This window comes from Filimonas lacunae, assembly GCF_002355595.1.
GTDB lineage: Bacteria > Bacteroidota > Bacteroidia > Chitinophagales > Chitinophagaceae > Filimonas > Filimonas lacunae.
In genome coordinates this window covers 4,346,718-4,368,305 of record NZ_AP017422.1, presented here as the reverse complement: position 1 = coordinate 4,368,305, position 21,588 = coordinate 4,346,718, and the positions used below count along the sequence as shown (strand labels likewise).

Sequence of the window (21,588 nt, the reverse complement as noted above, 5' to 3'; positions counted from 1 at the left end):
TTTTATATGTGGCCTGGGTTAATTATTATCCTGTGTGGCAGGAGAAGTGAACAGGCTGTCGTTAATGCGAACATTGGTAAAGTTTAAATCCTTTACATGATCGGCTTTCATGGGCGTTTTAACGCCTTTTATGGTGCTATTGAACAGCTGCAGGTATTGAACAGGTGATTCTTTATAAGCATGAATGTTAATGCCATACTGTCCACCATTGGCTACATTCAGGTTGTCGATCAATATGTTTCTGATAGTGGGCACGTAGTTGCCGGGTTGTTCGTAAAACATGTCGAAGCTTAGTGCTGCATCTTTGTAAGAACCCACCTCTATATCTTTGAAGAATATATTTTCAATGATTCCCCCACGGGAAGAACTGGTTTTAAAACGGAGCGCAATATTTAAATTATGGCTGCTCATTTTACAGTTCATCGCATAGATGTTTTTAGCACCACCTGCAATTTCACTACCTATGGTAATGCCACCGTGCCCGTCTTTCATCTGGCACCCTTCTATGATATGGTTGAGGGCTGGTCTGCCGAATTTTCTGCCATCTTCATCGCGGCCCGATTTAATGGCAATACAGTCGTCGCCGGTATCAAAAAAGCAATCTTTAATCAGTACATTCCAGCAGGCATCCGGGTCGCAACCATCGGTGTTAGGTCCATCGGCCTGCACATGCACTTTTTCAATGGTTACATTGTCGCACATCACCGGGCTGATAAACCACATAGGAGAGTTGAGCATGGTAACTCCCTGTAGCATTACGTTGCGGCAGTTATAGGGAGCAAACATATAGGGACGCAGGTAATAGCCATCGCCAAATATGCGCTTGCGTGGATCGGTGCCTGCGTGCATTAGCAAATGCAGGCTATCCCTGGCTTTCAGCTGGTTGGGCATGCCTTCTTTCCAGCCATATTGTTTTTTGCCTTTCCAGCTCCACCAATGCTCATTGCTGGCGTTACCATCTATAGTACCGCTTCCGGTAATGGCAATGTTCTCTTCTTCATAAGCATAAAACTGTGGAGAATAGTTGATGCAGTCCATGCCTTCCCAACGGGTAAGCACCAGCGGGTAGTCTTTGGTATCCTGACTAAACACTATTCTTGCCCCGCTTTCCAGGTGAAAATCGGTGTTACTTTTCAGGTAAACAGGCCCGGTAAGATAATTCCCCGCAGGTACTATTACCCGGCCACCGCCACCTTTGTTGCAGGCTTCAATGGCATTTTTAATAGCAATGGAGTTGTTAGTAACGCCATCACCTTTGGCCCCATACTCTAATATATTATAGTCTCTGTTTTTGAAAACGGGAGGGGGGATCAGTTTACGCAACTGCTCCATTTCCTGTTGCGCCTGTGCTGGTGATGCCCATATTCTGGGCTTATCGATAGTTAAAGAGGTAAGTGCAAAAGCGGCAGCCAGGAACAGGGAGCCGCCGAGGAGTAGTCTGGTGGTTTTTGTTTGGAACATGAACAGTGAATATGGGTAAACAATCTGTGTTTTTTCAAATATAATCTATCGGGGAATATCTTTATCCATCTTTACCTGTTCGTACCGTTGCTGCTAATAATTATTATAAATCCTTCCATTTCTCCCACCTGCTGGCTTCTTCGTGCGTACTGCTGCGTCTTTCGTTCGTACGGATGAGTCATTCATCCCATGGGATGGGCCATCCATCCGTACGGATGAGCCTTCAGGAAGTTAAAATGGCTCCTTGTTGTGTACTTTTTGCTTGTTGGTCGGTACTGCTCCATGCTTCTATTGAGCAGTTTTGTCTCCACTTTTTACCTTCCGGACCTTCCTCCGTACGCATGAATGACTCAGCAAAACGGATAAGTCGTCGGGCAAAACGCACGAGACTCCCATCCTATGGGAGCAAACTCCCGGCAGTATGCACGAAGAAGCCAGCAGGTGGGAGGAGTGACTGATCCGTACTGCTGAGCCACTCCTCCCATGGGAGCAAACGCCGGACAGTACGCACGAAGAAGCCAGCAGATGGGAGGAATGACTGATCCGTACTGCCGAGTCTTTCCTCCCATGGGAGCAAACGCCGGGCAGTACGCACGAAGGAGTCAGCAGGTGGGATGGATGACTGCTCTGTACTGCCCGGCCATCCATCCCATGGGACGAGTCATCCATCCGTACGGATGAGTCGTGGGAAAGTGATTTTTTGTCCTAAATGGCCCTTTTTAATAAAAAGGCTCCAACTGTACACTGCCCGTCTGTTAGTTTCTTTATAATACGGGCGGTGCACAGTTGGGAAAAGGGGAGAGGGAAACTGGCGGAGCGCTACCTCACAGATGGAGGGAAAAGCGGATGCAGGCAGGTTCGTTCAGGATAGTTGTCAATGGATTTGTGTATAGGTTTGGCTCTCATTTTTCAGACCTGATCATTACTATGACATTCAAAACCTTCCCCGTACTTTTTACAGCCTTTATGGCTATGGAATTAGCCAGTGTAACTTTCCCTGCTTCTTCATATGCACAGGCGCCTGTTGCGGCTGAAACGGCGCTTCCGGATAGTTTATATCCCCCATTGGACAAGGTGGTGGCTACGCATAATGAATGGACGCGTGGCAATTATCCTAAAATGATTAAAGAGTTTAAGGCAAACCCGTTGCATATGCATGATATCGTTTTCCTGGGCAACAGTATTACCCGCCAGGGGCGCGACTGGAGCAAGCGTTTGGGGATGAGTGGAATAGCTAACCGTGGCATTGCCGGTGATGTTACGGATGGCGTGTTGCAGCGTTTGGACGAGATTGTTTACATACAGCCCCGTGCGGTGTTCCTGGAAATAGGCGTGAACGACCTTTTTAATAGTGAATTATCGCCTGAGCGAACTGCTGATAATATTGTTGCCATTATAAAAACACTCCACGCTAAATGCCCTGAAACACGCCTGTTTGTACAAACCGTTTTTCCTACTCAGCGCGATTCCATGGTAAAACGCATCCGGGAAACCAATGCCGGTATTCGCAAAAAGCTGCCTAAGAAAATCTGTACTATTATAGAAACACATGTGTTATTTGCAGATAGCGCTGATCATATGCAGGCGGCTTATACCAATGATGGGGTGCACCTTACTGAAAAAGGGTATGAGGTGTGGGTAGAAGAGCTGAAAAAATACCTGAGTCAATGGCAATAGGCTTATTTTGCTAATCTACGGCAGACAGCCACCATTGGGTGGGCAGTTAACAAGTAAAGGGACCAAATAGTTTGCCCGAAATGGCGTTTGGGTGCTGTTTGCGGAAAAAATAATATTCCTGCATATTTTCTTTGGATACGGGCGTGTGTTCGCAATGAGGTGACGATAAAAAATAATTTCAGCGTAATTTTTAGGCATTTTTATTAAACAGTTGTTAATAGGCTGGCTTGGCGTATTTGATAAATTCAAAGGATCAAAGAGCTTTGTGTTCTAAACGATTTGCTATGCCAGCGCTAAATTTTATTACACAATTGAAGGATGTGGGCATTAACGACATTGCCACAGTGGGAGGGAAGAATGCTTCTTTGGGAGAAATGCTGCGGAACCTTTCCGGACTGGGCATTCAGATACCGCAGGGGTTTGTTATAACGGTAGATGCTTATTACCAGTTTATCCGCTTTAACAACCTGGATGAAGTGATCCGGGAAATTGCCGGTAACATCGATTGCGATAACCTGGAATCTTTACGTCGCGGAGGGTTGCAGATAAGACAGCTGATACGCAATAGTAAATTTCCGAAAGACCTTAGCGAAGCTATTATTGAAGCTTATTATGCTTTAAGCGCCACCTATGAACAAGCCGTTACCGATGTAGCTGTTCGGTCGTCGGCCACGGCAGAAGATTTACCAGACGCCAGTTTTGCCGGTCAGCAGGAAACCTATTTAAATGTGAGAGGTCCGGCCGCTTTGATTGATTCTGTCCGTAACTGTTTTGCTTCTTTGTTTACCGACAGGGCTATCAGCTATCGTCAGCGTTTTGGATACGATCATTTCCAGGTAGGATTATCGGTATGTATTCAAAAAATGGTGCGTTCCGACCTGGGAGCGAGTGGTGTGGCTTTTTCACTGGATACAGAATCGGGTTTTAAAGATGTGGTGGTGATCAATGGTTCGTGGGGATTAGGGGAGATGATTGTGCAGGGAAGCGTATCGCCTGACGAGTTTATTACTTTCAAGCCCTTGCTGCATGAAGGATATGCCGCTATTGTAGAAAAGAAAATGGGGCAGAAGGATAAGATGATGGTATACGGTGATGGTCCTGATGCAAGGGTGCGTATTATACCGGTAGATAAATCTTCACAACACCAGTTTTGTCTTTCCGAAGAGCAGATACTTCAGCTAAGTAAATGGGTGTGTACCATTGAAACCTATTACTCTACCTTGAAAAACCATTGGTGCCCGATGGATGTGGAATGGGCACTGGACGGTTTAAGCAAACAGTTGTTTATAGTGCAGGCAAGGCCTGAAACCATACATTCCCGCAAAAAGAATAATGATTTTACAGAGTATTTCATTACCGATGAAAAACGCAGTAGCAATATTGTTTGTAAAGGCATATCTGTAGGCGATAAAATTGCAGCAGGCAAAGTGCATATTATGCACTCGCTGGACAAGCGGTTGGAAGGTTTTGATTTTAAACCCGGTGAAATACTGGTAACCGATATGACCGATCCGGATTGGGAGCCTATTATGAAAATAGCCGGTGCTATTATTACCAACAAAGGTGGCCGCACTTGTCATGCAGCTATTGTAGCGCGTGAAATGGGCGTGCCTGCTATTGTGGGCTGTGGCAATGCCACAGAAGTACTGAATGATGAACAAACGGTAACGGTGAGTTGTGCGGAAGGGGAGTTGGGGCTGGTGTATAACGGCGAGCTGGAATACACTGTAACCACCACCTCGCTGGATGATTTGCCTGTTATACAAACACCGTTGATGTTGAATGTAGGCACTCCCGGTATGGCCTTTCAATTTGCCCATTTACCCAATAAAGGGGTTGGATTGGCGCGGGAAGAGTTTATTATTAATAACTATATCCAGGCGCATCCGTTGGCCTTATTGCATCACAGGCAACTGAACGATGCAGAGTTGTCAAAGTCTATAGCCGCGATGATTAAAGGCTTTAAGGATGAAGAAGATTACTTTGTTCAGAAGCTGGCTTTTGGTATTGCACGTATTGCAGCCGCTTTTTATCCGCATAAGGTAATTGTTCGCTTTTCCGATTTTAAAAGCAATGAGTATTACAATCTGCCCGGTGGCAAGTATTTTGAACCGGCAGAGGAAAACCCCATGATCGGCTGGCGGGGAGCATCCCGCTATTATTCCGATGCTTTCAAACCTGCTTTTGCACTGGAGTGTAAAGCTATTAAGTGGGTACGGGAAGTGATGGGTTTTAAGAACGTAGTGGTGATGATCCCTTTTTGCCGAACAGTAAGCGAGCTGCATAAAGTACAGCATACTATGCAGGAATTTGGCCTGGAAAGGGGCGTAGATGGTTTGGAAATATACCTGATGGCAGAAGTGCCTTCCAATATCATCCTGGCAGATGAGTTTGCACCGCTGATTGATGGCTTTTCCATAGGCAGCAACGATCTCACGCAGCTGACCCTGGGGCTGGACAGGGATTCGGCGCTGGTGGCGGATATTTACGATGAGAGAAACCATGCAGTTAAGAAAATGATCACGCATCTTATCCGCACGGCTAAACAACATCAGGTAAAAGTGGGAATATGCGGGCAGGGGCCTTCTGATCATCCGGACTTTGCACAGTTCCTGGTAGAAAACGGAATAGACTCTATTTCGGTAACACCGGATTCTATTTTAAAAACTATAAAAGCAATTCACGAAATAGAAATGAAGTTGGGTGTAGCACAGCCGGAGCCTGTGGCAGATAAGCAACTGATTTTTCAATAAAAAACAATCAACCCGCTTCCATAGCGGGTTGATTGTTAATGGCACAAATACCCTGCAATCTGTCGTTTCTGCACCCTGTGCTTATCAGGTGTTTCATCGAACTTTAAAGTATGAGAAAATTAAAATTACAAGTACACATCAGTATTGATGGTTTTGTGGCCGGGCCAGCCGGAGAGTCGGACTGGATTTTTAATGGAGCAAGTCAGCAGCCTGTTATTGATTTGGCTGATAGCTGTGATACTATTTTGATGGGACGCAAAATGAGCCAGGGTTTTATCGAGCACTGGGAGAATATACTGGACAAATCCGGTGGCAGGGAGCAGCCACTTGCCCAGCGAATGGTAAGCATGCGTAAAATTGTGTTTAGTCGCACACAAACTACCATCCAGGGTAGGAATGCAGAAATGGCCAATGGTGATTTGGTTGCTACCGTACAAGCGCTTAAACAAGAAGCAGGTAAAGATATGATTGTGTATGGGGGCGCTACTTTTGTGAGTAGCCTTATTGAGCACAATCTGATAGATGAATATAATCTGTTTGTAAAGCCAGTTGCGCTTGGCAATGGTCTTAGCATTTTTAAAACAAGAAAACCTTTGGTGCTGGTTAAATCAGTGAATCATGAAAACCTGGTTACTATCAATACTTATTTGCCGGGATAAAAATGGACTACCCGTTTTCTTGTAATTGGTCTATAAGGGCAATCTCATGTGCGTGTAAGTTTGTAGTATGTACACACCACATCAGTTTCAATTTACCAACAGGGAAGAAATGGTTGCTTTTATGAAGCAATACAGCTTTGCTACCATTGTAACCAACAAGGGTAATTTACCTATAGCTACGCAACTTCCTTTTGCTGTGAAGTACAATGCCGGCGAACTATTATTGACTTCACACTTTGCGGTAGCCAACGAACAGGCAAAGTATATAGCTGAAAATACCTCATTGGTTATTTTTAGTGAACCGCATGCTTATATATCACCTACACACTACGATAAAATAGAGAGTGTTCCTACATGGGACTATATAGCTGTGCATGCGTATGGAAAGGCTAAGATTATTACAGAAGAAAATGCGGTAATAGGTGTGTTGGAGCAGATGATTGCATTTTATGAACCTGCTTATAGGCAGCAGTGGAATCATCTTCCTGATAAGTTTAAACAGGGAATGATGAATGGGATTGTAGCTTTTGAAATAGAAGTGGTTGACCTGCAAGGGCAAAAGAAACTGTCTCAGAATAAAACGGAAGTGGAGAAACAACGAATAATAGCTCACTTGGAGAAAAGTGACAATACTGTAGAAAATGTTATTGCGAAACATATCAGAGAACTGTAAAGCGCGGGACAACAAAAAAGGAGAACAATTACGTTCTCCTTTTTTGTTGCTAAACCAGTTTTTTTTATAAGTGCAATTTCAGCCCTCCATTGACTACAAAGCCATCCAGTGGCGCATACACATCTCTGAAAGCAGGATTGCTTACACTACCTGTGTAAATGGAGTCAAATTTTGTTTGACGGGCATCTGTAAAGTTTTCGAAATTGATAAACAGCGAAAACCGTTCCCATAGCTTTTCTGCCATAAACCCGAATATCCAGTAAGGTTTACCGGCGGCGCCGTCATGTAAAGTCTGCCATCCGTAATAATAGCCTTCCAGCCCCAGTTTCCATTTATCTTCTATTTCGTACATCAGCACATTATTGAGCCGGTGCTTAGCGGTGAGCGGATTCACACTTTTGATGCCATTGGCCGTTAATTGTGCATCTGTATAAGTATAACCAATTAACAGCTTTATATCCTGGTAGGTGAGCTTTATATTGGTTTCCCAGCCCTTGGTGTCTATATGTCCTCCCGACTCATTTAAAAGCCTGTATTCGCCGCCTGGTGCCTGGGTAAGCTGCAACGGATCTTTAATGCGGGTATAGAAGAACAACTGGTTAATGTGGAGGTGAAGGTTTTCTGATAAAGCTGTTTTATAGTTGATGTCGAAGTTAAGCCCGTGCGATTTTTCCAGTTTATTAGTGGCAATGGATACGGGCATTACATACCTGAACTGTATACGTTCTGCTTCTTCTGTAAAAATAGTAGGTGTTTTATAGCCAAACCCGCCACCTACACGCGAGGTGAGGGCAGGTGTTATGGTAAACAGCGCAGACAAACGGGGCAGAAATATCCATCCATAATCCGTTACATAGTCCGTTCTGATACCTGTTTCTGTATGTAACCAGCGGGTAGGTTTCCAGGTATTTTGAATAAAAGCGCCACCGGTATTGAGTTCATAATTTCTTTTAGTAAAAGCGTCTTTGGGGTATTCCCTGAACTTATCTGTGTAAAAGTTGAAACCGGCAACCCAGTCGGCCTTTTCGTGATTACTGTTGAAGGCCAGTTCTGAATAGCTGGACAGTTGCTTGCCATCAAACACATAACCAGGTATGGTAATGGTTCTGTTAAACAGGCTCACCGAGTTTTTAACCGTGAGTATATTGTTGGCATTGAAAGCATGTTCAACTGCCAGTTGTGAAGATAGGCGGGTGCTTTTATTCTTTTCAAAATAAGCATGAATAGCATCACCATTGCCTTTTATGTATTGGATATCACCACCGGTGCGGTTTTCAAAAGTGGTGTTCACGCCGGCATTCATCTTTGTTTTAGGACTGAAATAAATAAACAGTTTGGGGTTTAAGGTATATCGCTCTGTTTGCGGGATGGCCGTAAAGCCGGTGCTGGAAGGATCGTAAGCCTTGCTGGTATTGCGGGACGCAAACAAGGTTACCCCCACTTTTTCAAACTTTTGAGCGTAAAATCCGCTGAGGTCCAGTCCGCCTGCCGATGTCCCATTTACCAGGAAGCGAAGGTCGCGTTCTGCTGTGGGTGTTTTGGAAACCAGGTTTACCAGGCCGGCAATAGCACCTCCACCGTATAAGGTGGAAGAAGAGCCTTTTATCACCTCTACTTGTTTTAAATCCAGCGGTGGTGTTTGCAATAACCCCAATCCGCCGGAAAACCCGGAATACAGCGGAAATCCATCCCGTAGTATTTGTGTATAACGACCATCCAATCCTTGTATGCGAATGCTGGAATTGGCAGAAGTAGCCGATACCTGCTGGGTTTGTATGCCCGTGCTTTCGTTCAGCATCATGCGTATATCGCCGGGCTTCATATTGCCCTTTTCATCCAGTTCTTCTCTTGCAATCACCTCTACGCGTGTGGGTATTTGCTGTAGTGTACGTGAGCTACGCGTGGCTGAAACCACTACTTCTTCCATTTCTTCGCTGGATGATTCCAGTAGTATAGTGGCGGTATCGCTACCACCCGGAAAAGAGTAGGAAAGGGTGAGTGGTGCATAACCAACAAAACGAAAAGTGATAGCGTGTAGTCCATCGGGTATACCTGTGATAATAAGAACACCCGCAGAATCGGCGCTGGCTTCCAACTTTGCGGTGGGTATAATGGCAGATGCTTTTGCTAAGGGTTGCCTGGAACCGGCGTCTTTAATAATGGCTTTAAATATATTTTGTGCAATGCTGGTATTACCCAGGCACAGCAAGGATAGTATCACTATTATGTGTTTCATGAAAAGATAACAATTGATCATTACAGAAATATTCCACTATGGGTGGAATGGTGCTAAAGAATGGTATAGTTGTATAAGCACCGGGGCGGCTGCCAGATCACGGCAGTAAATTGGGGAAGTTGTTGTGGGGTATAATATGCCAGATGCAAGACGCTAGCCATAACGGGGTAGGGAACTTCCATAATGGCGGTTGCAGGTAAGGTAACTGCATGACAGGCACCGCAGGCGAAAAAAGGAGAGCAGGGGGCCGGGTAATTGTGCCCGGTGTCGTTTTCTTTTTCGCAATGGGCGTTAGCGCTTATGTCTTTTTCACCCATACAACAGCCATCATCCGCACTACAGGGAATGCCGGATAAAGCCAGGAGGTATAATGCAAAAAGGAATGCCAGCCATTTCATGGGGGCAAATATACTGTATCCAATACTTTAGTACTATATTTAGCTAAGGCAGTTCATACATAAACCTGCAATACGTTTTCATGAAAAAAACAGTTTTACTTATACTGATAACCTCAGCATCTTTTTGCCTGGGGTTTGCATTTAAATCCATTACATCTACACCAAAAACGATAAAAATGAAAAAAGTAACGGGCATTGGCGGTATCTTTTTCAAATGCAAAGATCCTAAGGCGGTGCGTGAATGGTATCAAAAGCACCTGGGACTTAATACCAACGATTACGGGGCCACTTTTGAATGGTATGAAGGAGACGACAGCACGAAGAAGGGCCAGACACAATGGAGCCCGTTTGATGAAAAAACAAAATATTTTGAACCTTCGGCTAAAGAGTTTATGATCAATTACCGGGTAGAAAACCTGGTAGAGTTGGTGGAGCAATTAAAGCAGGAAGGGGTAACCATTGTAGATAAAATTGAATCGTTTGATTACGGCAAGTTTGTACATATCATTGACCTGGAAGGTAACAAAATTGAATTGTGGGAGCCAGCCGTATAAGGCCTATGTTTCAAGAAGTAAAATAAGGTCGCCGGTTGAAAAACAGGCGACCCAAACTAAAATCGTATTAGTAAATAGTCCTCTTTCCAATTAATCATCCATTCCTTTCCCTTCCATAATTTTAGGCAGGTACTTCTCAATTCTGGATGCTCTTGTTGTAGATTGTTTGGCCTGTGAAAAATAATACAGGTAACCGCGTTGCCTGCCGGGCGTTAGCGATTGAAAAGCTTTTTGTAAGGCAGCATCGTTATCCAGTTTTTCCTGAAACTCTTCCGGTACTTCGTATTCAGCAGTTTCCTTTAATGTTACTTTCAGGCCTGCTTTTTCAATGGCTACGGCTTCTTTGATGTAATCTTTAATAACAGACCGTTGCTTTTTTATCTGTGCCAGAGTGGTAAAACGTAGCTGGCGTGCACTTTGAACATTCTCTGTTTGCTGGATAAGCAGGCCTTCCGGGTCTTTTAATAAAGCGCCTTTATGAAACAGTAAAGCGCAATACTCTTTAAACCCGTGTATCAGCACCACGTTTTTATCTTCCAGGGTATAGCACGGGTGCATCCACTTATAATCTTCGGTCAGCTCTTTGTTTTCCAGCACAATGTCTCTTAATAAGGTCATCTCTTCTTTCCACTGTGTGGCCTTATATAAAAACTGCTCTACTTTAGGATGGCTATTCTGTTTCATATGACTACAGATTATTTCAGTTGATGAGCTACTTGTTGCAAGCGGTCGTGCGCCATGTTAAGTCCCTGCGCAAATGGCATTTGCAGTAACTGGTTTCTGAATGCGATGGATTTAAAGATGATGTGCATGGTTAATTTGCTGGTATCATCTGTTAATTTTTCAAATTCAAAAAACTCCAGCTGCGCCGGAAAAGTACTGTTTTCCATTTCAAAGGTGCGGGTAATTTTTTGGTTAGGCACAAAGTCGAGTATGACACCATTGGCGCTAAACACCACTTTGCCATCGTACGTGGTTTCAAAGCGCCAGCTGCCATGCTTTTTGTTTTCCAGCTGCAATACGTTGGTGCCCATCCATTGCGCAACAATTTCAGCATCTTCATAGGCTTTAAACAACAGGTCTACGGGGAGGTCAAATTCACGGGTAATGATTAGCTCCTGTTTGCTTTCTTCGGCATGCACTTGTGTTTTCCTTTCCATATTATTTTTTTTTATAGTTTTTCATAATCGATTCCAGTTTGTTAAACCGGTCGTCCCAGGTTTGACGGAAGGGTTCAATAAAATCAGCTATCTCTTTCATTTTAGTGGCGTTTAAATGATAATAGATTTCTCTTCCATTTTGTTCCGGTTCCAGCAGTTCGCACTCGGTTAGTATTTGCAAATGTTTAGAAATAGTGGGCCGGGCTGTGTCGAAGTTGGCAGCGATAGCACCCGCAGTCATAGCCTGCGAAGCTATCAACATAATAATAGCCCTGCGTGTAGGATCGGCAATTGCCTGGAATACGTCGCGTCGTAAATTCATTGTGTAGCTATTTGGCTACAAATATATGTGTAGTTATTTGGCTACGCAAAATTTTGTAAGGTATTTTTCCAGGGAGGTATGTTGTACCTGCTATAAATGACAATAGCCTTCCATTAGGAAGACTATTGAAGAGATAATTCAGTTGTTGTATGCTTATTTTTTGAATATGCTCACAGCGCCTTCCAGGCTTACCTGTGCAATCACTTTCTGGTTGTTGTTCACCAGCGATACATAATAGAATACGCCTTCGGTGCTATGGTCCATTTCAATAACTTCGGTAGTGGTGTAGTGGCTGAATTTACGCTGTAAGGCGTTGATCGCTTTTAAAGGCAGCGCCTGATAGCTGATTACTTTGCTGATGGCTATTTGTTCACCATCCGTGTTGTAAAAGGCTTCCATGGCAGTATTGTCTGCTATAAAATGAATACTTACCAGATCGCCCAGTGTTTTGTAATGAACATGGGTGGCATTAGGGTAGGCAGCTTTAAACAGGCTGAGTGTTTTGTCGTTAGTGTCTGCTGCAAAAGTGTTGGCAGTGAAAACGATAATAGCGATGGCGGCGATGATAAACTTTTTCATAATTGTAAATTTTATAATGATGTTGTGTTTGCGTTTACAGTAACAGTAAGTCCAACGCAATGCCAAACCGAAATGCTAGCTGTAACTGATTGATTGCCAGTGTTGGCAGGGGTAAGGGATAAAAGTATGTTTGTAACGGAAGCGTACACTTTCTGTACGGTGGTGTGGCAATACAGGTTTGCGGTAGCATTTTAGCGATAAGGGAAACGCTGTTGATGCCAAACTAAGCACGGTTGACTTCTATGTGCAAAAGCAACTGTAGTAAAGGGCATAATCTGACGGGAAATAGGGGATATTACGGTAGTTTTGATGTAACCATGATAACCAAACAACTAGAACCGCACTTTGCAGAAGATGTACGCAGGATACAGGAACTGGAGATAGTACCTGCCATACTGGAGCTGATTTGTAAAACAACAGGGATGCGCTTTGCTGCGGTAGCACGTGTTACGGATGACCGCTGGATAGCCTGCGCAGTAAAAGATGAAGTTGATTTTGGATTACAACCCGGAGGGGAGCTGCGTATAGAAACCACTATTTGTAATGAAATAAGGGATAGCGTTAAACCGGTGGTGATTGATGAAGTGGCCACTGATGCAGCTTATTGTGCGCATCATACCCCCAGGATGTATGGCTTTCAGAGCTATATATCTATACCGATCATTCTAAAGGATAATACTTTTTTTGGTACCCTGTGTGCTTTAGATGCCAGGCCAATGCCATTAAAGGCGGGTAATATGGTGGATATGTTTACGTTGTTTGCCGATTTAATTGCTTATCATTTACTTTCCCGCGATCAGCTGCGTAACAGCGGCACTGCCTTGCAGGTGGCTAAAGAGGAACTGGCCGATACGCTGAATGAATTGCGACAGTTTGATCATTTGAGCAGGCATACTTTACAGGAGCCTTTGCGTAAACTGCAATTGTATTCGGATATGATTGCATCGGGCAAGACAATTGCTGCTGATAAAACCCAGCAACTGGCAGAGCGGATCAATAGCCTGGCCAAACAGTGTTCGGCTATGATAAAGGAGTTGACAGATTACAATGCGCTGCATCAGCCAGAGCAGGTGTTTAAGCCGGTAGACCTGAACATTGCTGTGCAAAATGCCTTAACCAGGCTACATCCCAAGATGGAAAAGTTGAAAGCCGTTGTATATACAGATTACCTGCATACCATTCCCGGTGTAGGCTCACAACTCAATCAGCTATTTTATCATTTCCTCGATAATGCACTCAATTATTCCTTGCCAGGTAAAGCACCGGTGATTAAAATTTCTTCTGTACTGCTGGAGGGAGAAGCGTTATTGCATTATAAGCCTGATGCAGCCTATAGCAGTTATTGCAGGGTGTGTATAGAGGACAATGGTATAGGGATTAACAAAGCCTATCAGGAAACGGTTTTTGACCTGTTTGTTCGCCTGAATCCGGGCGAGCATTTCCCGGGCATGGGCACCGGGCTTTCGCAATGCAAGAAGATTGTAAGAAACCATGAAGGCGCTATTCTTGTGGAGTCGGAAGAGGGCGCAGGATGTACATTTTCCTTGATCTTTCCTGTAGAAAAGCAGGGGGTAACAAAATGCTGATGCCACGTTTTTGGAAGAAATAAATTTCTAAACAGCTTGCATTCAGTGAGTTAGTACAGTGGCTGTTGCTAAGTATGTCTGCCATTATTTTTTCCGGCAAATTGGTGTGTTTATTGTTGCTGCATAATAGTATGCCCCCTTGCTGTATATCACCGGCAATGAAGTTTAATTGAAATCAGATGACTGATCCTCTTGTAAACGTCCACTTAACGGAAAATAACCAGGGAAAGCTGGAAGTGTTAAGTGCGAAGGAGTTGATAAAGAACATACCTGCTGCTGTTGCAGTGGTTGATTATACATGGCAGCTGAAGCTGGTAAATGACCGTTTCCGGCAGCTATTGCATGCTACTGACAACCCGTTGCTGCATCAGCCGCTATCCTTGCTTTTTCCTGCTGCTTTTGTTAACACGGAAATGATACAGCATGCTTTTGCTGGTGGTAAAACCTGCTTTGAACTGGCGGCAGTTCCTTACACCTCTGCCACAGGAGTTGAACAATATCTGAACCTTTCTTTTCAGCCGGTAACTGATCAATGGCAATTGCTGCCCGACATTATTATATATGCTTATGAGGTAACAGAACGCGTCGGGGATATACAGCGGGCTGCAGTAAATGAAAAAGAGATTGTTGTTTTACAGGAAAGTGAAAAACGCTTTCGGGCACTGGTAAGTGTGTCCTCTGAAATTGTGTACCAGATGAGTGCTGACTGGAGCCAGGTTCGCCGACTGGATGGACGTGGCTTTTTGATGGACACAGTAGAACCCGATGGGGAGTGGATGCACAAATATATTCACCCCGGTGATGTGGCTAAAGTACAGGAAGCTATTGCGCATGCGATTAAGTATAAAATGGTGTTTGAGCTGGAACACAGGGTGCTGGGGCCGGATGGTGCAGAGGGATGGGTATTTTCCAGGGCGGTACCTATTTTGAATGAGGAGCAAGAGCTGGTAGAATGGTTTGGTTCGGCCAGTAATATTACCGGCCGCAGGCTTGCTGAGCAGGCGCTTACAGGTGCGATGAAAGAGAGGGATGCACGCGAAAGATTGTACAATGCCGTTACAGACAGCACGCCCGATCTTATTTATGTGTTTAATCTTGATTATAAGTTTATTTATGCAAATACCGCTTTGCTGAACATGTGGGGGCGCACGGAAAGCGAGTCGATTGGTCAGGGATTATTGGCCCTGGGCTACGAGCCGTGGCACGCCGAAATGCATGAAAGAGAAATTGACCAGGTGGTGGCTACCAGGAAGGCCATAAGGGGCGAGGTTTCGTTTCCGCACGCTACGCAGGGAAGACGGGTATATGATTATATTTTTACTCCTGTGTTCGACGAAAGGGGAGAAGTGGAAGCCGTGGCGGGTACTACCCGCGATATCACTGATATGAAAGAAGTAGAAAGCAGGCTGGAGCAACTGGTACTGGAAAGAACCCGGGAATTGCAGCGTTCCAATACCGATTTGCAGCAGTTTGCACATGTGGCTTCGCATGATTTAAAGGAGCCGGTGAGAAAGATCAAAACTTTTGCAGGCAGGCTGGAGGCAGATAGCAGCAGCCGGTTATCGGAAGAGGGACGAAAATATCTGGATAAAATACACAGCGCCAGCAATCGCATGTTTAACATGATAGAAGGGGTGCTTTCGTATTCAACTTTGGGTAGTGCCGGCGAGCCCTTCCGGGTATTAAATACAGGTAGCATTATTAAGAATATAGAAACAGACCTGGAACTGGTAATGCAGGAGAAAGCGGCTTTTATACAGTATGGGCAGTTATTGCCCGTATGGGGGGCACCGGTGCTGGTGCTTCAGTTATTCTATAATTTAATGACCAACTCCCTCAAATTTGCGAAAGCGGGCGTGCCGCTGGAAATAAAGATAGAAAGCTGTGCCTGCACACAGGAAGGCAGGGATGGTGTAGAAATAGTATTAACGGATAATGGAATAGGCTTTGCGCAGAAAAATGCAGTAAAGATTTTTGAAACCTTTACCCGGCTGCATCCTAAAGATGTGTATGAAGGCACCGGTCTGGGGTTATCATTGTGCAAAAAGATAATGGAGCGTCATCAGGGTTCTATTATTGCATCGGGTGAGGAAGGGGTGGGAGCCACCTTCCGTGTATTTTTTCCCGCCGGACCATTGTAGCTGCGGAATGAGCCGGCCTAAATCACTGATTTCTTTATACCTTCACCCTCTGGCAGATAGGCAATGTACCTGTCTGTACCAACATCTTTTTACACGGGGTGACTGATTTTAATGTACATATCACGGGAGAAACTCAATTTTCGTTATTACATCAGGTGGCGGGAGGGGACGAGACTGCTTTTAAGCAGCTGGTAGACCTGTATTGGCTACGGGTTTTCCGTAATATTCTGGCCCTGACCAAGCAAACGGAAACCGCCCAGGAAATTACCCAGGACATCTTCTTAAAAATATGGCAACACCGGGATAAGCTGTTGGAAATTAAAGATCTGATGGCCTATATCTATGTGCTGGGACGTAACCAGGTGTTTTCGGCCATGCGTAAAAAACTGCTGGAAACAGTGGATGTAGGCCGGGGGCAGGAAGATTTTGCTGAAAGCAGGAATTTGCCCGAACTGGAACTGGAATACAAGGAAACCTGGCGGTTAATTCACCAGGCGATTGATCATATGCCGCCCAAACAGCAGGAGGTGTTTCGCCTTAGCCGTATTGAAGGGCTGTCGAACCAGGAAATTGCCCAAAAACTGAATGTGAGCAATTCTACTGTCAAAAGCCATATTGTAGCGGGGTTAAATACGGTGCGGGTGCACCTGGCCACCAGTGGTGGTGACCACGTTTTATTGTATTTATTGATTGCTGGCTGGGAGTTGTATGCTGCCCGCCAATAGCCCTTTTCCCCCTTTCTAAAAAAACTTTAGATTTTTTTTCACATGCACCCGTCCGGGAAGCAATTGTATGCGTCTATAGAATTGAATCATTATGAGTACAGAGAAGCAACAAGAGGTAAATAAGGCCTTTGACGCCTGGTTAACAGGCGAGCTGACTGACGAACAGCGCAAAGAACTACTGAACAGCCTGGAATCGGCTGAGGGAGAAGCGCGTGTGCAGGAAGAGATGATGCGTGACTATGAAGGAAGTGTAACAGCAGCCGAAGCGAATGTGAAAACGCAGATAGATGCCTGGCTATTGAATAATATGCAGGCGCAGCCAAAAGTGGTGCGTTTGCGGTGGTGGAAATATGTGGCAGCAGCCGTGGTGGTGCTGGCGCTTTCAGGTATGGGATACCTGTTCTGGGAGCAAAAAAGCGGGCAAACCCAGCTGGCAAGGCAACGGTATAAGAACGATCTGATGCCGGGTGGAGATAAAGCGATTTTAACGCTGCCGGATGGAAGTACCCTTGTGCTGGACGGTGCACATACGGGCCTGATAGCCATGGGTAATGGTGGAACGGTGCATAACGAGCAGGGAGTGCTTTCTTTCAATGGAAATGGCACGGCTGTTTACCAGGATATTCATACACCGGTAGCCGGTAAAATAGCCTTGAAGTTATCAGACGGTACCCGGGTATGGCTGGATGCGAATTCGGGCATTCATTTTCCAACCGCTTTTACAGGCAAAACACGGGAGGTGGAAGTTATGGGGCAGGCTTATTTCGAGGTGGCAGAGAGCAGGGGCAAACCTTTTCTGGTGCATGTAAAAGGAGAAACTATCCGGGTGTTGGGTACACGTTTTAACGTAAACAGCTATGCCGGTGAAGGAAAGGTAAAAACCACCCTGATACAAGGCAGTGTAAAAGTATCGGGTAGTGGAAAAGACCTGGTGCTGAAACCAGGTGAAGAAGCCAATGGGATGGCGTTGAACACTACACCGGACATTAACGAAACTGTGGGTTGGAAAGAAGGAGAATTCCGGTTTAATGGTGCTAACATAGAAACGATTATGAGCCAGGTGGCAAGATGGTATGGAGCAGAGATCAGGTATAAAGATGATATATCGGAGGAGTTTGTAGCGAGAATTCAGCGGAATGTGCCTGTATCGGAATTGCTGTTGCTGCTGGAAGCAACTAACCAGGTACATTTTGAAATAGAAGGAAAGGTTATTACCGTATCTAAATAAATAAAACGTGGGATAAAAGAAGCCGGTAAGTGTTGGAAGCGCTTACCGGCGGAATAAGATGAATAAATAGACTGGAATCGTAATTAATCACCTAAACACAAGCCCAAAGCTATGCTGATTTTCTCAAACGGCAAGGACGCGCCGTGCCCCAAACGTAAACTACTGATAGTGATGAAGCTGACGACTGTTTTACTACTGGCTACCATGTTGCAGGTAAGTGCCCGCACTTATTCACAGCAGGTTTCGCTGAAATTTAATAACGCAACACTGGACAAAGTGTTCGCGGAAATTGAAAAACAAAGTGGTTATAGTTTTATTTATGGCAAAAAATTATTACAAACAGCGCACCCGGTAAGCATTAGTATCAATAATGTATCGGTAGAAGCTGCTGTGCAGGCTGTGTTAAGCAAACAGCCATTGGGTTTTAAGATCAATAATAAATATGTGATCATTTCTCCCAAAGCCGACAACCCTGAATCTTCTGCTAACGCTTTGCAGGCGGCACCTCCATTGGTGCGGGGCCGTATCACCAATGAAAATGGGGAACCTGTTGCCGGTGTTACCATTAAAGTGAAAGATGGTAAGGTAGTAGGCATCAGCGGTGCAAATGGTGAATTTGAGTTAACAAACATTGACAAGGACGCTATCCTGGTGTTTTCCAGTTTGAATATGGAGCAACTGGAAATAAAGCTACAAGGCAGAACGGAACTGGCTTTTGTAATGAAAACGGTTGTAAGCAGCCTGGATGAAGTGGTAATGATTGGTTATGGTTCTTCGGTAAGGCGCGAGGCCACTGCTTCTATTGCTTCTATTACCGCTGAAGATATTAAAAAGCAACCCGTACAAAACCCGCTGAATGCTTTACAGGGACGTGTTGCAGGTGCAGTAATTACACAAGCCAATGGTTTGCCAGGCAGCCGTGTTACTATACAGATACGTGGTCAAAACTCTATTGATCCTACCGGTGCAGGCGTACAGCCTTTGTTCCTGATTGATGGTGTGCCTTTTAACATGAACGATAACAGTTTCCCGGTTTCCAACGATTTAAACAGCCGCGGTGCTTTTGCTGCTGCAGGCGGTTTAAGCCCGTTTTCTATGATTAATCCGGAAGACATTGAAAGAATAGACATTTTGAAAGATGCGGATGCTACGGCTATTTACGGTACCCGTGGCTCGAATGGTGTGGTAATGATCACTACCAAAAAAGGTAAAGCCGGTAAAACCAAAGTAGATGTGAAATTATACCGCGGCTGGGGTAAGGTAGCGCATTATATTCCTATGATGAATACGCAGCAGTACCTCGCTATGCGTAAGCAGGCTTTTGCCAATGACGGCATTACACCTACTGCTGCGAATGCACCGGACCTGGTAACCTGGGATCAGAATGCATATACCGACTGGCAAAGAACGCTAATGGGCGGTACCGCCGGTACCAGCGATGCGCAAGCCACTATTTCCGGTGGCGACCAGCGCACCCGCTTTTTGCTGAACGCAGGGTATCATCACGAAACCCCTGTTTTCCCGGGATCGTATAAATCGGACAGGATCTCTACGCGTTTAAATGTAGATCACAGCTCGCTGGACAAGCGTTTTAATGCGAATGCATCTGTTCTATATTCTTACGATAACACTAACCTGCTTGGCAACGACCTTAGTACTTTATATAACCTGCCGCCGAACATGCCTGTTAAAAATGCAGATGGTACTTATTTCTGGCAGAGCTATTATTTAAACAACCCGGCGGCTTACCAGTTAATAGGTTATTATGGCAAAACACACAACTTGCTTACCAATGTAATGTTGCGTTATACGGTATTACCTGGTTTGGATATCAAAACCAGTGTAGGGTATAATTCGGTAAGTCTGGATCAGAATACACGTACGCCTGGTGTGGCCAAAAATCCATTTGCCGGCGCTACCTTAACCAATTCCTCTCTTTTTGCTTATATAAATCAGCGTTCTTATATAGTAGAGCCGCAGATTACTTATAATAGAAATATCTCGCTGGGTAAGTTGTCTACTTTAGTAGGTGCTACTTTCCATAACTCACAGAACACATCGCTTAAATTAAATGGCGACAACTATAGTTCCCTGGCTTTAATGGGTTCTTATGCCAGTGCGGGTACATTCAGTACACCCAGCACCAGCTATGTGCAGTATCGCTACAACTCTCTGTTTGGTCGTGCTACCTATAATTGGGATGGTAAATATATCCTGAATGCAGTGTTAAGGCGTGATGGCTCTTCCCGTTTTGGTGCCAACAACAAGTTTGGAACCTTCTGGGATTTGGGTGCTGCCTGGGTGTTTACCAACGAATCTTTTGCTCAATCGCTGAAATTCCTGTCTTTTGGTAAGCTGCGCGCGAGCTATGGTAAAACCGGTAACGACCAGATTGCAGATTATTCTTTTGCAGCTACTTATGGCGCAGGTACTGCTTATCAGGGCGTTCCTGCTTTGAACCCTTCCAGGATAGATAATCCGAATTTGCATTGGCAAAGCACCTATAAAATGGAGTTTGGTTTAGACCTGGCTTTCCTGAAAAAGAGAATTGAATTAACGGCCAATTACTATCGCAACAGAACACCGGATCAGCTGGGCTATATCAACCTGTCGTCACAGGTTGGATTTAACTCTACGGTAGCCAACTTTGATGCGTTGATTCAAAACAGAGGTTTTGAGGTAGAACTGACTACACATAATATCGCCAAAAAAGATTTTACCTGGAATACTTCTTTTAATATTACTATACCCAGAACCAGGCTGATTACTGCAAGCCCACAGTATTTCTATTATAACCCCCAAACACTGGGTCAGCCGTTGAGTGCTGTATTGCGTTATATATACCAGGGTGTAGATAAAGCAACCGGCAACCCGGTGTATAAGAATATGACTAAAGACACACTCACCTTTACTCCTAACTACAGTTCTGACAGGGGTGTTATTGGTTATACTGCACCTAAAATGTACGGTGGTATCAACAATACTTTCAATTATAAAGGTATTGAGCTGAGCTTCTTCTTCCAGTTTACTAAACAGGATGGTAATATCTATCCTAATACTTCACCAGGCAACCTGGATAATGGTAATCAGACAGCTTATTGGTTAGATAATGTATGGACTAAAGCAGGTGATAATGCCAGCAAGCCACGATATACCACTGGTGGTAATTATACTGGTGCTTACGCTTATTATGGCAGCTCTTCTGCCAGCTGGGGTGATGCTTCTTTCCTGAAATTGAGAACTGTATACCTGGCTTACAACTTACCTCGTGAGGTATTGAAGAAAATGAAAATAGACAATTTCAGGATTTACTTACAGGGACAAAACCTGTGGACGGCTACTAAAAACAAGTATGCATTTGATCCGGAAACCGGCACTTCCATGCCTCCGCTGCGCATGCTTACCACAGGTATTAATGTAACCTTTTAATTTTTAC

General features: G+C 44.6%; 17 protein-coding genes. 10 read left to right on the top strand and 7 right to left on the bottom strand.

Annotated features, from left to right (window positions below; genetic code table 11):
- Nucleotides 1-18 precede the first annotated feature (18 nt).
- On the bottom strand, nt 19-1,461 hold the full coding sequence (locus FLA_RS17360; RefSeq protein ID WP_076381406.1) for a glycoside hydrolase family 28 protein: 1,443 nt from the start codon (nt 1,459-1,461) through the stop codon (nt 19-21).
- 966 nt (nt 1,462-2,427) lie between these two features.
- Between FLA_RS17360 and FLA_RS17355 the strand changes: the two genes are divergently transcribed.
- The 4 genes from FLA_RS17355 to FLA_RS17340 all read left to right on the top strand — a co-directional run bounded on the left by FLA_RS17355 (nt 2,428) and on the right by FLA_RS17340 (nt 7,223).
- Nucleotides 2,428-3,138, top strand: a complete 711-nt coding sequence (locus FLA_RS17355) for a GDSL-type esterase/lipase family protein (RefSeq protein ID WP_159445165.1) — start codon at nt 2,428-2,430, stop codon at nt 3,136-3,138.
- 284 nt (nt 3,139-3,422) lie between these two features.
- Nucleotides 3,423-5,891 (top strand): phosphoenolpyruvate synthase, encoded by a 2,469-nt coding sequence (gene ppsA, locus FLA_RS17350; RefSeq protein WP_076381407.1) that lies wholly within the window; start codon nt 3,423-3,425, stop codon nt 5,889-5,891.
- Between the two features lie 110 nt (nt 5,892-6,001).
- Nucleotides 6,002-6,550: a dihydrofolate reductase family protein gene (locus FLA_RS17345; RefSeq protein ID WP_076381408.1), complete on the top strand. Its 549-nt coding sequence runs from the start codon at nt 6,002-6,004 to the stop codon at nt 6,548-6,550.
- A gap of 67 nt (nt 6,551-6,617) precedes the next feature.
- On the top strand, nt 6,618-7,223 hold the full coding sequence (locus FLA_RS17340) for an FMN-binding negative transcriptional regulator (RefSeq protein WP_076381409.1): 606 nt from the start codon (nt 6,618-6,620) through the stop codon (nt 7,221-7,223).
- Between the two features lie 64 nt (nt 7,224-7,287).
- Here FLA_RS17340 and FLA_RS17335 read toward each other — a convergent pair whose 3' ends face one another.
- Entirely contained in the window at nt 7,288-9,459 is a 2,172-nt protein-coding gene (locus tag FLA_RS17335) for a TonB-dependent receptor (protein WP_076381583.1), read from the bottom strand.
- A 53-nt stretch (nt 9,460-9,512) separates the two neighbouring features.
- Entirely contained in the window at nt 9,513-9,857 is a 345-nt protein-coding gene (locus FLA_RS17330; protein WP_076381410.1) for a hypothetical protein, read from the bottom strand.
- A 176-nt stretch (nt 9,858-10,033) separates the two neighbouring features.
- Here FLA_RS17330 and FLA_RS17325 point away from each other — a divergent pair, with 176 nt between their 5' ends.
- On the top strand, nt 10,034-10,411 hold the full coding sequence (locus FLA_RS17325) for a VOC family protein (RefSeq protein WP_076381411.1): 378 nt from the start codon (nt 10,034-10,036) through the stop codon (nt 10,409-10,411).
- A gap of 90 nt (nt 10,412-10,501) precedes the next feature.
- Here the strand turns inward: FLA_RS17325 and FLA_RS17320 are convergent, their stop codons facing one another.
- From FLA_RS17320 to FLA_RS17305, 4 genes are all read right to left on the bottom strand, one after another.
- Nucleotides 10,502-11,095 carry a YdeI/OmpD-associated family protein gene (locus FLA_RS17320; protein ID WP_076381412.1) on the bottom strand — a complete coding sequence of 198 codons (594 nt, stop codon included), beginning with the start codon at nt 11,093-11,095 and terminating at the stop codon, nt 10,502-10,504.
- A gap of 11 nt (nt 11,096-11,106) precedes the next feature.
- The gene (locus tag FLA_RS17315; protein WP_076381413.1) at nt 11,107-11,571 is read right to left on the bottom strand and encodes an SRPBCC family protein; all 465 of its coding nucleotides are present in this window, start codon (nt 11,569-11,571) and stop codon (nt 11,107-11,109) included.
- 1 nt (nt 11,572) lies between these two features.
- Nucleotides 11,573-11,893, bottom strand: coding sequence for an ArsR/SmtB family transcription factor (locus FLA_RS17310; RefSeq protein ID WP_076381414.1), 321 nt, complete (start codon nt 11,891-11,893; stop codon nt 11,573-11,575).
- A gap of 153 nt (nt 11,894-12,046) precedes the next feature.
- On the bottom strand, nt 12,047-12,472 hold the full coding sequence (locus FLA_RS17305) for a hypothetical protein (RefSeq protein ID WP_076381415.1): 426 nt from the start codon (nt 12,470-12,472) through the stop codon (nt 12,047-12,049).
- Between the two features lie 317 nt (nt 12,473-12,789).
- Here FLA_RS17305 and FLA_RS17300 point away from each other — a divergent pair, with 317 nt between their 5' ends.
- The 5 genes from FLA_RS17300 (at nt 12,790) to FLA_RS17280 (ending at nt 21,581) form a co-directional block, all read left to right on the top strand.
- Entirely contained in the window at nt 12,790-14,058 is a 1,269-nt protein-coding gene (locus FLA_RS17300) for a sensor histidine kinase (protein ID WP_076381584.1), read from the top strand.
- A gap of 179 nt (nt 14,059-14,237) precedes the next feature.
- Nucleotides 14,238-16,199 (top strand): PAS domain-containing sensor histidine kinase, encoded by a 1,962-nt coding sequence (locus FLA_RS17295; RefSeq protein ID WP_076381416.1) that lies wholly within the window; start codon nt 14,238-14,240, stop codon nt 16,197-16,199.
- Between the two features lie 98 nt (nt 16,200-16,297).
- On the top strand, nt 16,298-16,924 hold the full coding sequence (locus FLA_RS17290) for an RNA polymerase sigma factor (protein WP_076381417.1): 627 nt from the start codon (nt 16,298-16,300) through the stop codon (nt 16,922-16,924).
- A 91-nt stretch (nt 16,925-17,015) separates the two neighbouring features.
- Nucleotides 17,016-18,152: a FecR family protein gene (locus FLA_RS17285; protein ID WP_076381418.1), complete on the top strand. Its 1,137-nt coding sequence runs from the start codon at nt 17,016-17,018 to the stop codon at nt 18,150-18,152.
- A gap of 171 nt (nt 18,153-18,323) precedes the next feature.
- Nucleotides 18,324-21,581: a SusC/RagA family TonB-linked outer membrane protein gene (locus FLA_RS17280; RefSeq protein WP_231940459.1), complete on the top strand. Its 3,258-nt coding sequence runs from the start codon at nt 18,324-18,326 to the stop codon at nt 21,579-21,581.
- Nucleotides 21,582-21,588 lie beyond the last annotated feature (7 nt).

Excerpts from the sequence above, each read along its gene's own strand:
- FLA_RS17360 (WP_076381406.1), bottom strand. The coding sequence starts at position 1,461 with ATGTTCCAAACAAAAACCACCAGACTACTCCTCGGCGGCTCCCTGTTC.
- FLA_RS17355 (WP_159445165.1), top strand. The coding sequence starts at position 2,428 with ATGGCTATGGAATTAGCCAGTGTAACTTTCCCTGCTTCTTCATATGCA.
- ppsA (WP_076381407.1), top strand. The coding sequence starts at position 3,423 with ATGCCAGCGCTAAATTTTATTACACAATTGAAGGATGTGGGCATTAAC.
- FLA_RS17345 (WP_076381408.1), top strand. The coding sequence starts at position 6,002 with ATGAGAAAATTAAAATTACAAGTACACATCAGTATTGATGGTTTTGTG.
- FLA_RS17340 (WP_076381409.1), top strand. The coding sequence starts at position 6,618 with ATGTACACACCACATCAGTTTCAATTTACCAACAGGGAAGAAATGGTT.
- FLA_RS17335 (WP_076381583.1), bottom strand. The coding sequence starts at position 9,459 with ATGAAACACATAATAGTGATACTATCCTTGCTGTGCCTGGGTAATACC.
- FLA_RS17330 (WP_076381410.1), bottom strand. The coding sequence starts at position 9,857 with ATGAAATGGCTGGCATTCCTTTTTGCATTATACCTCCTGGCTTTATCC.
- FLA_RS17325 (WP_076381411.1), top strand. The coding sequence starts at position 10,034 with ATGAAAAAAGTAACGGGCATTGGCGGTATCTTTTTCAAATGCAAAGAT.
- FLA_RS17320 (WP_076381412.1), bottom strand. The coding sequence starts at position 11,095 with ATGAAACAGAATAGCCATCCTAAAGTAGAGCAGTTTTTATATAAGGCC.
- FLA_RS17315 (WP_076381413.1), bottom strand. The coding sequence starts at position 11,571 with ATGGAAAGGAAAACACAAGTGCATGCCGAAGAAAGCAAACAGGAGCTA.
- FLA_RS17310 (WP_076381414.1), bottom strand. The coding sequence starts at position 11,893 with ATGAATTTACGACGCGACGTATTCCAGGCAATTGCCGATCCTACACGC.
- FLA_RS17305 (WP_076381415.1), bottom strand. The coding sequence starts at position 12,472 with ATGAAAAAGTTTATCATCGCCGCCATCGCTATTATCGTTTTCACTGCC.
- FLA_RS17300 (WP_076381584.1), top strand. The coding sequence starts at position 12,790 with ATGATAACCAAACAACTAGAACCGCACTTTGCAGAAGATGTACGCAGG.
- FLA_RS17295 (WP_076381416.1), top strand. The coding sequence starts at position 14,238 with ATGACTGATCCTCTTGTAAACGTCCACTTAACGGAAAATAACCAGGGA.
- FLA_RS17285 (WP_076381418.1), top strand. The coding sequence starts at position 17,016 with ATGAGTACAGAGAAGCAACAAGAGGTAAATAAGGCCTTTGACGCCTGG.
- FLA_RS17280 (WP_231940459.1), top strand. The coding sequence starts at position 18,324 with ATGAAGCTGACGACTGTTTTACTACTGGCTACCATGTTGCAGGTAAGT.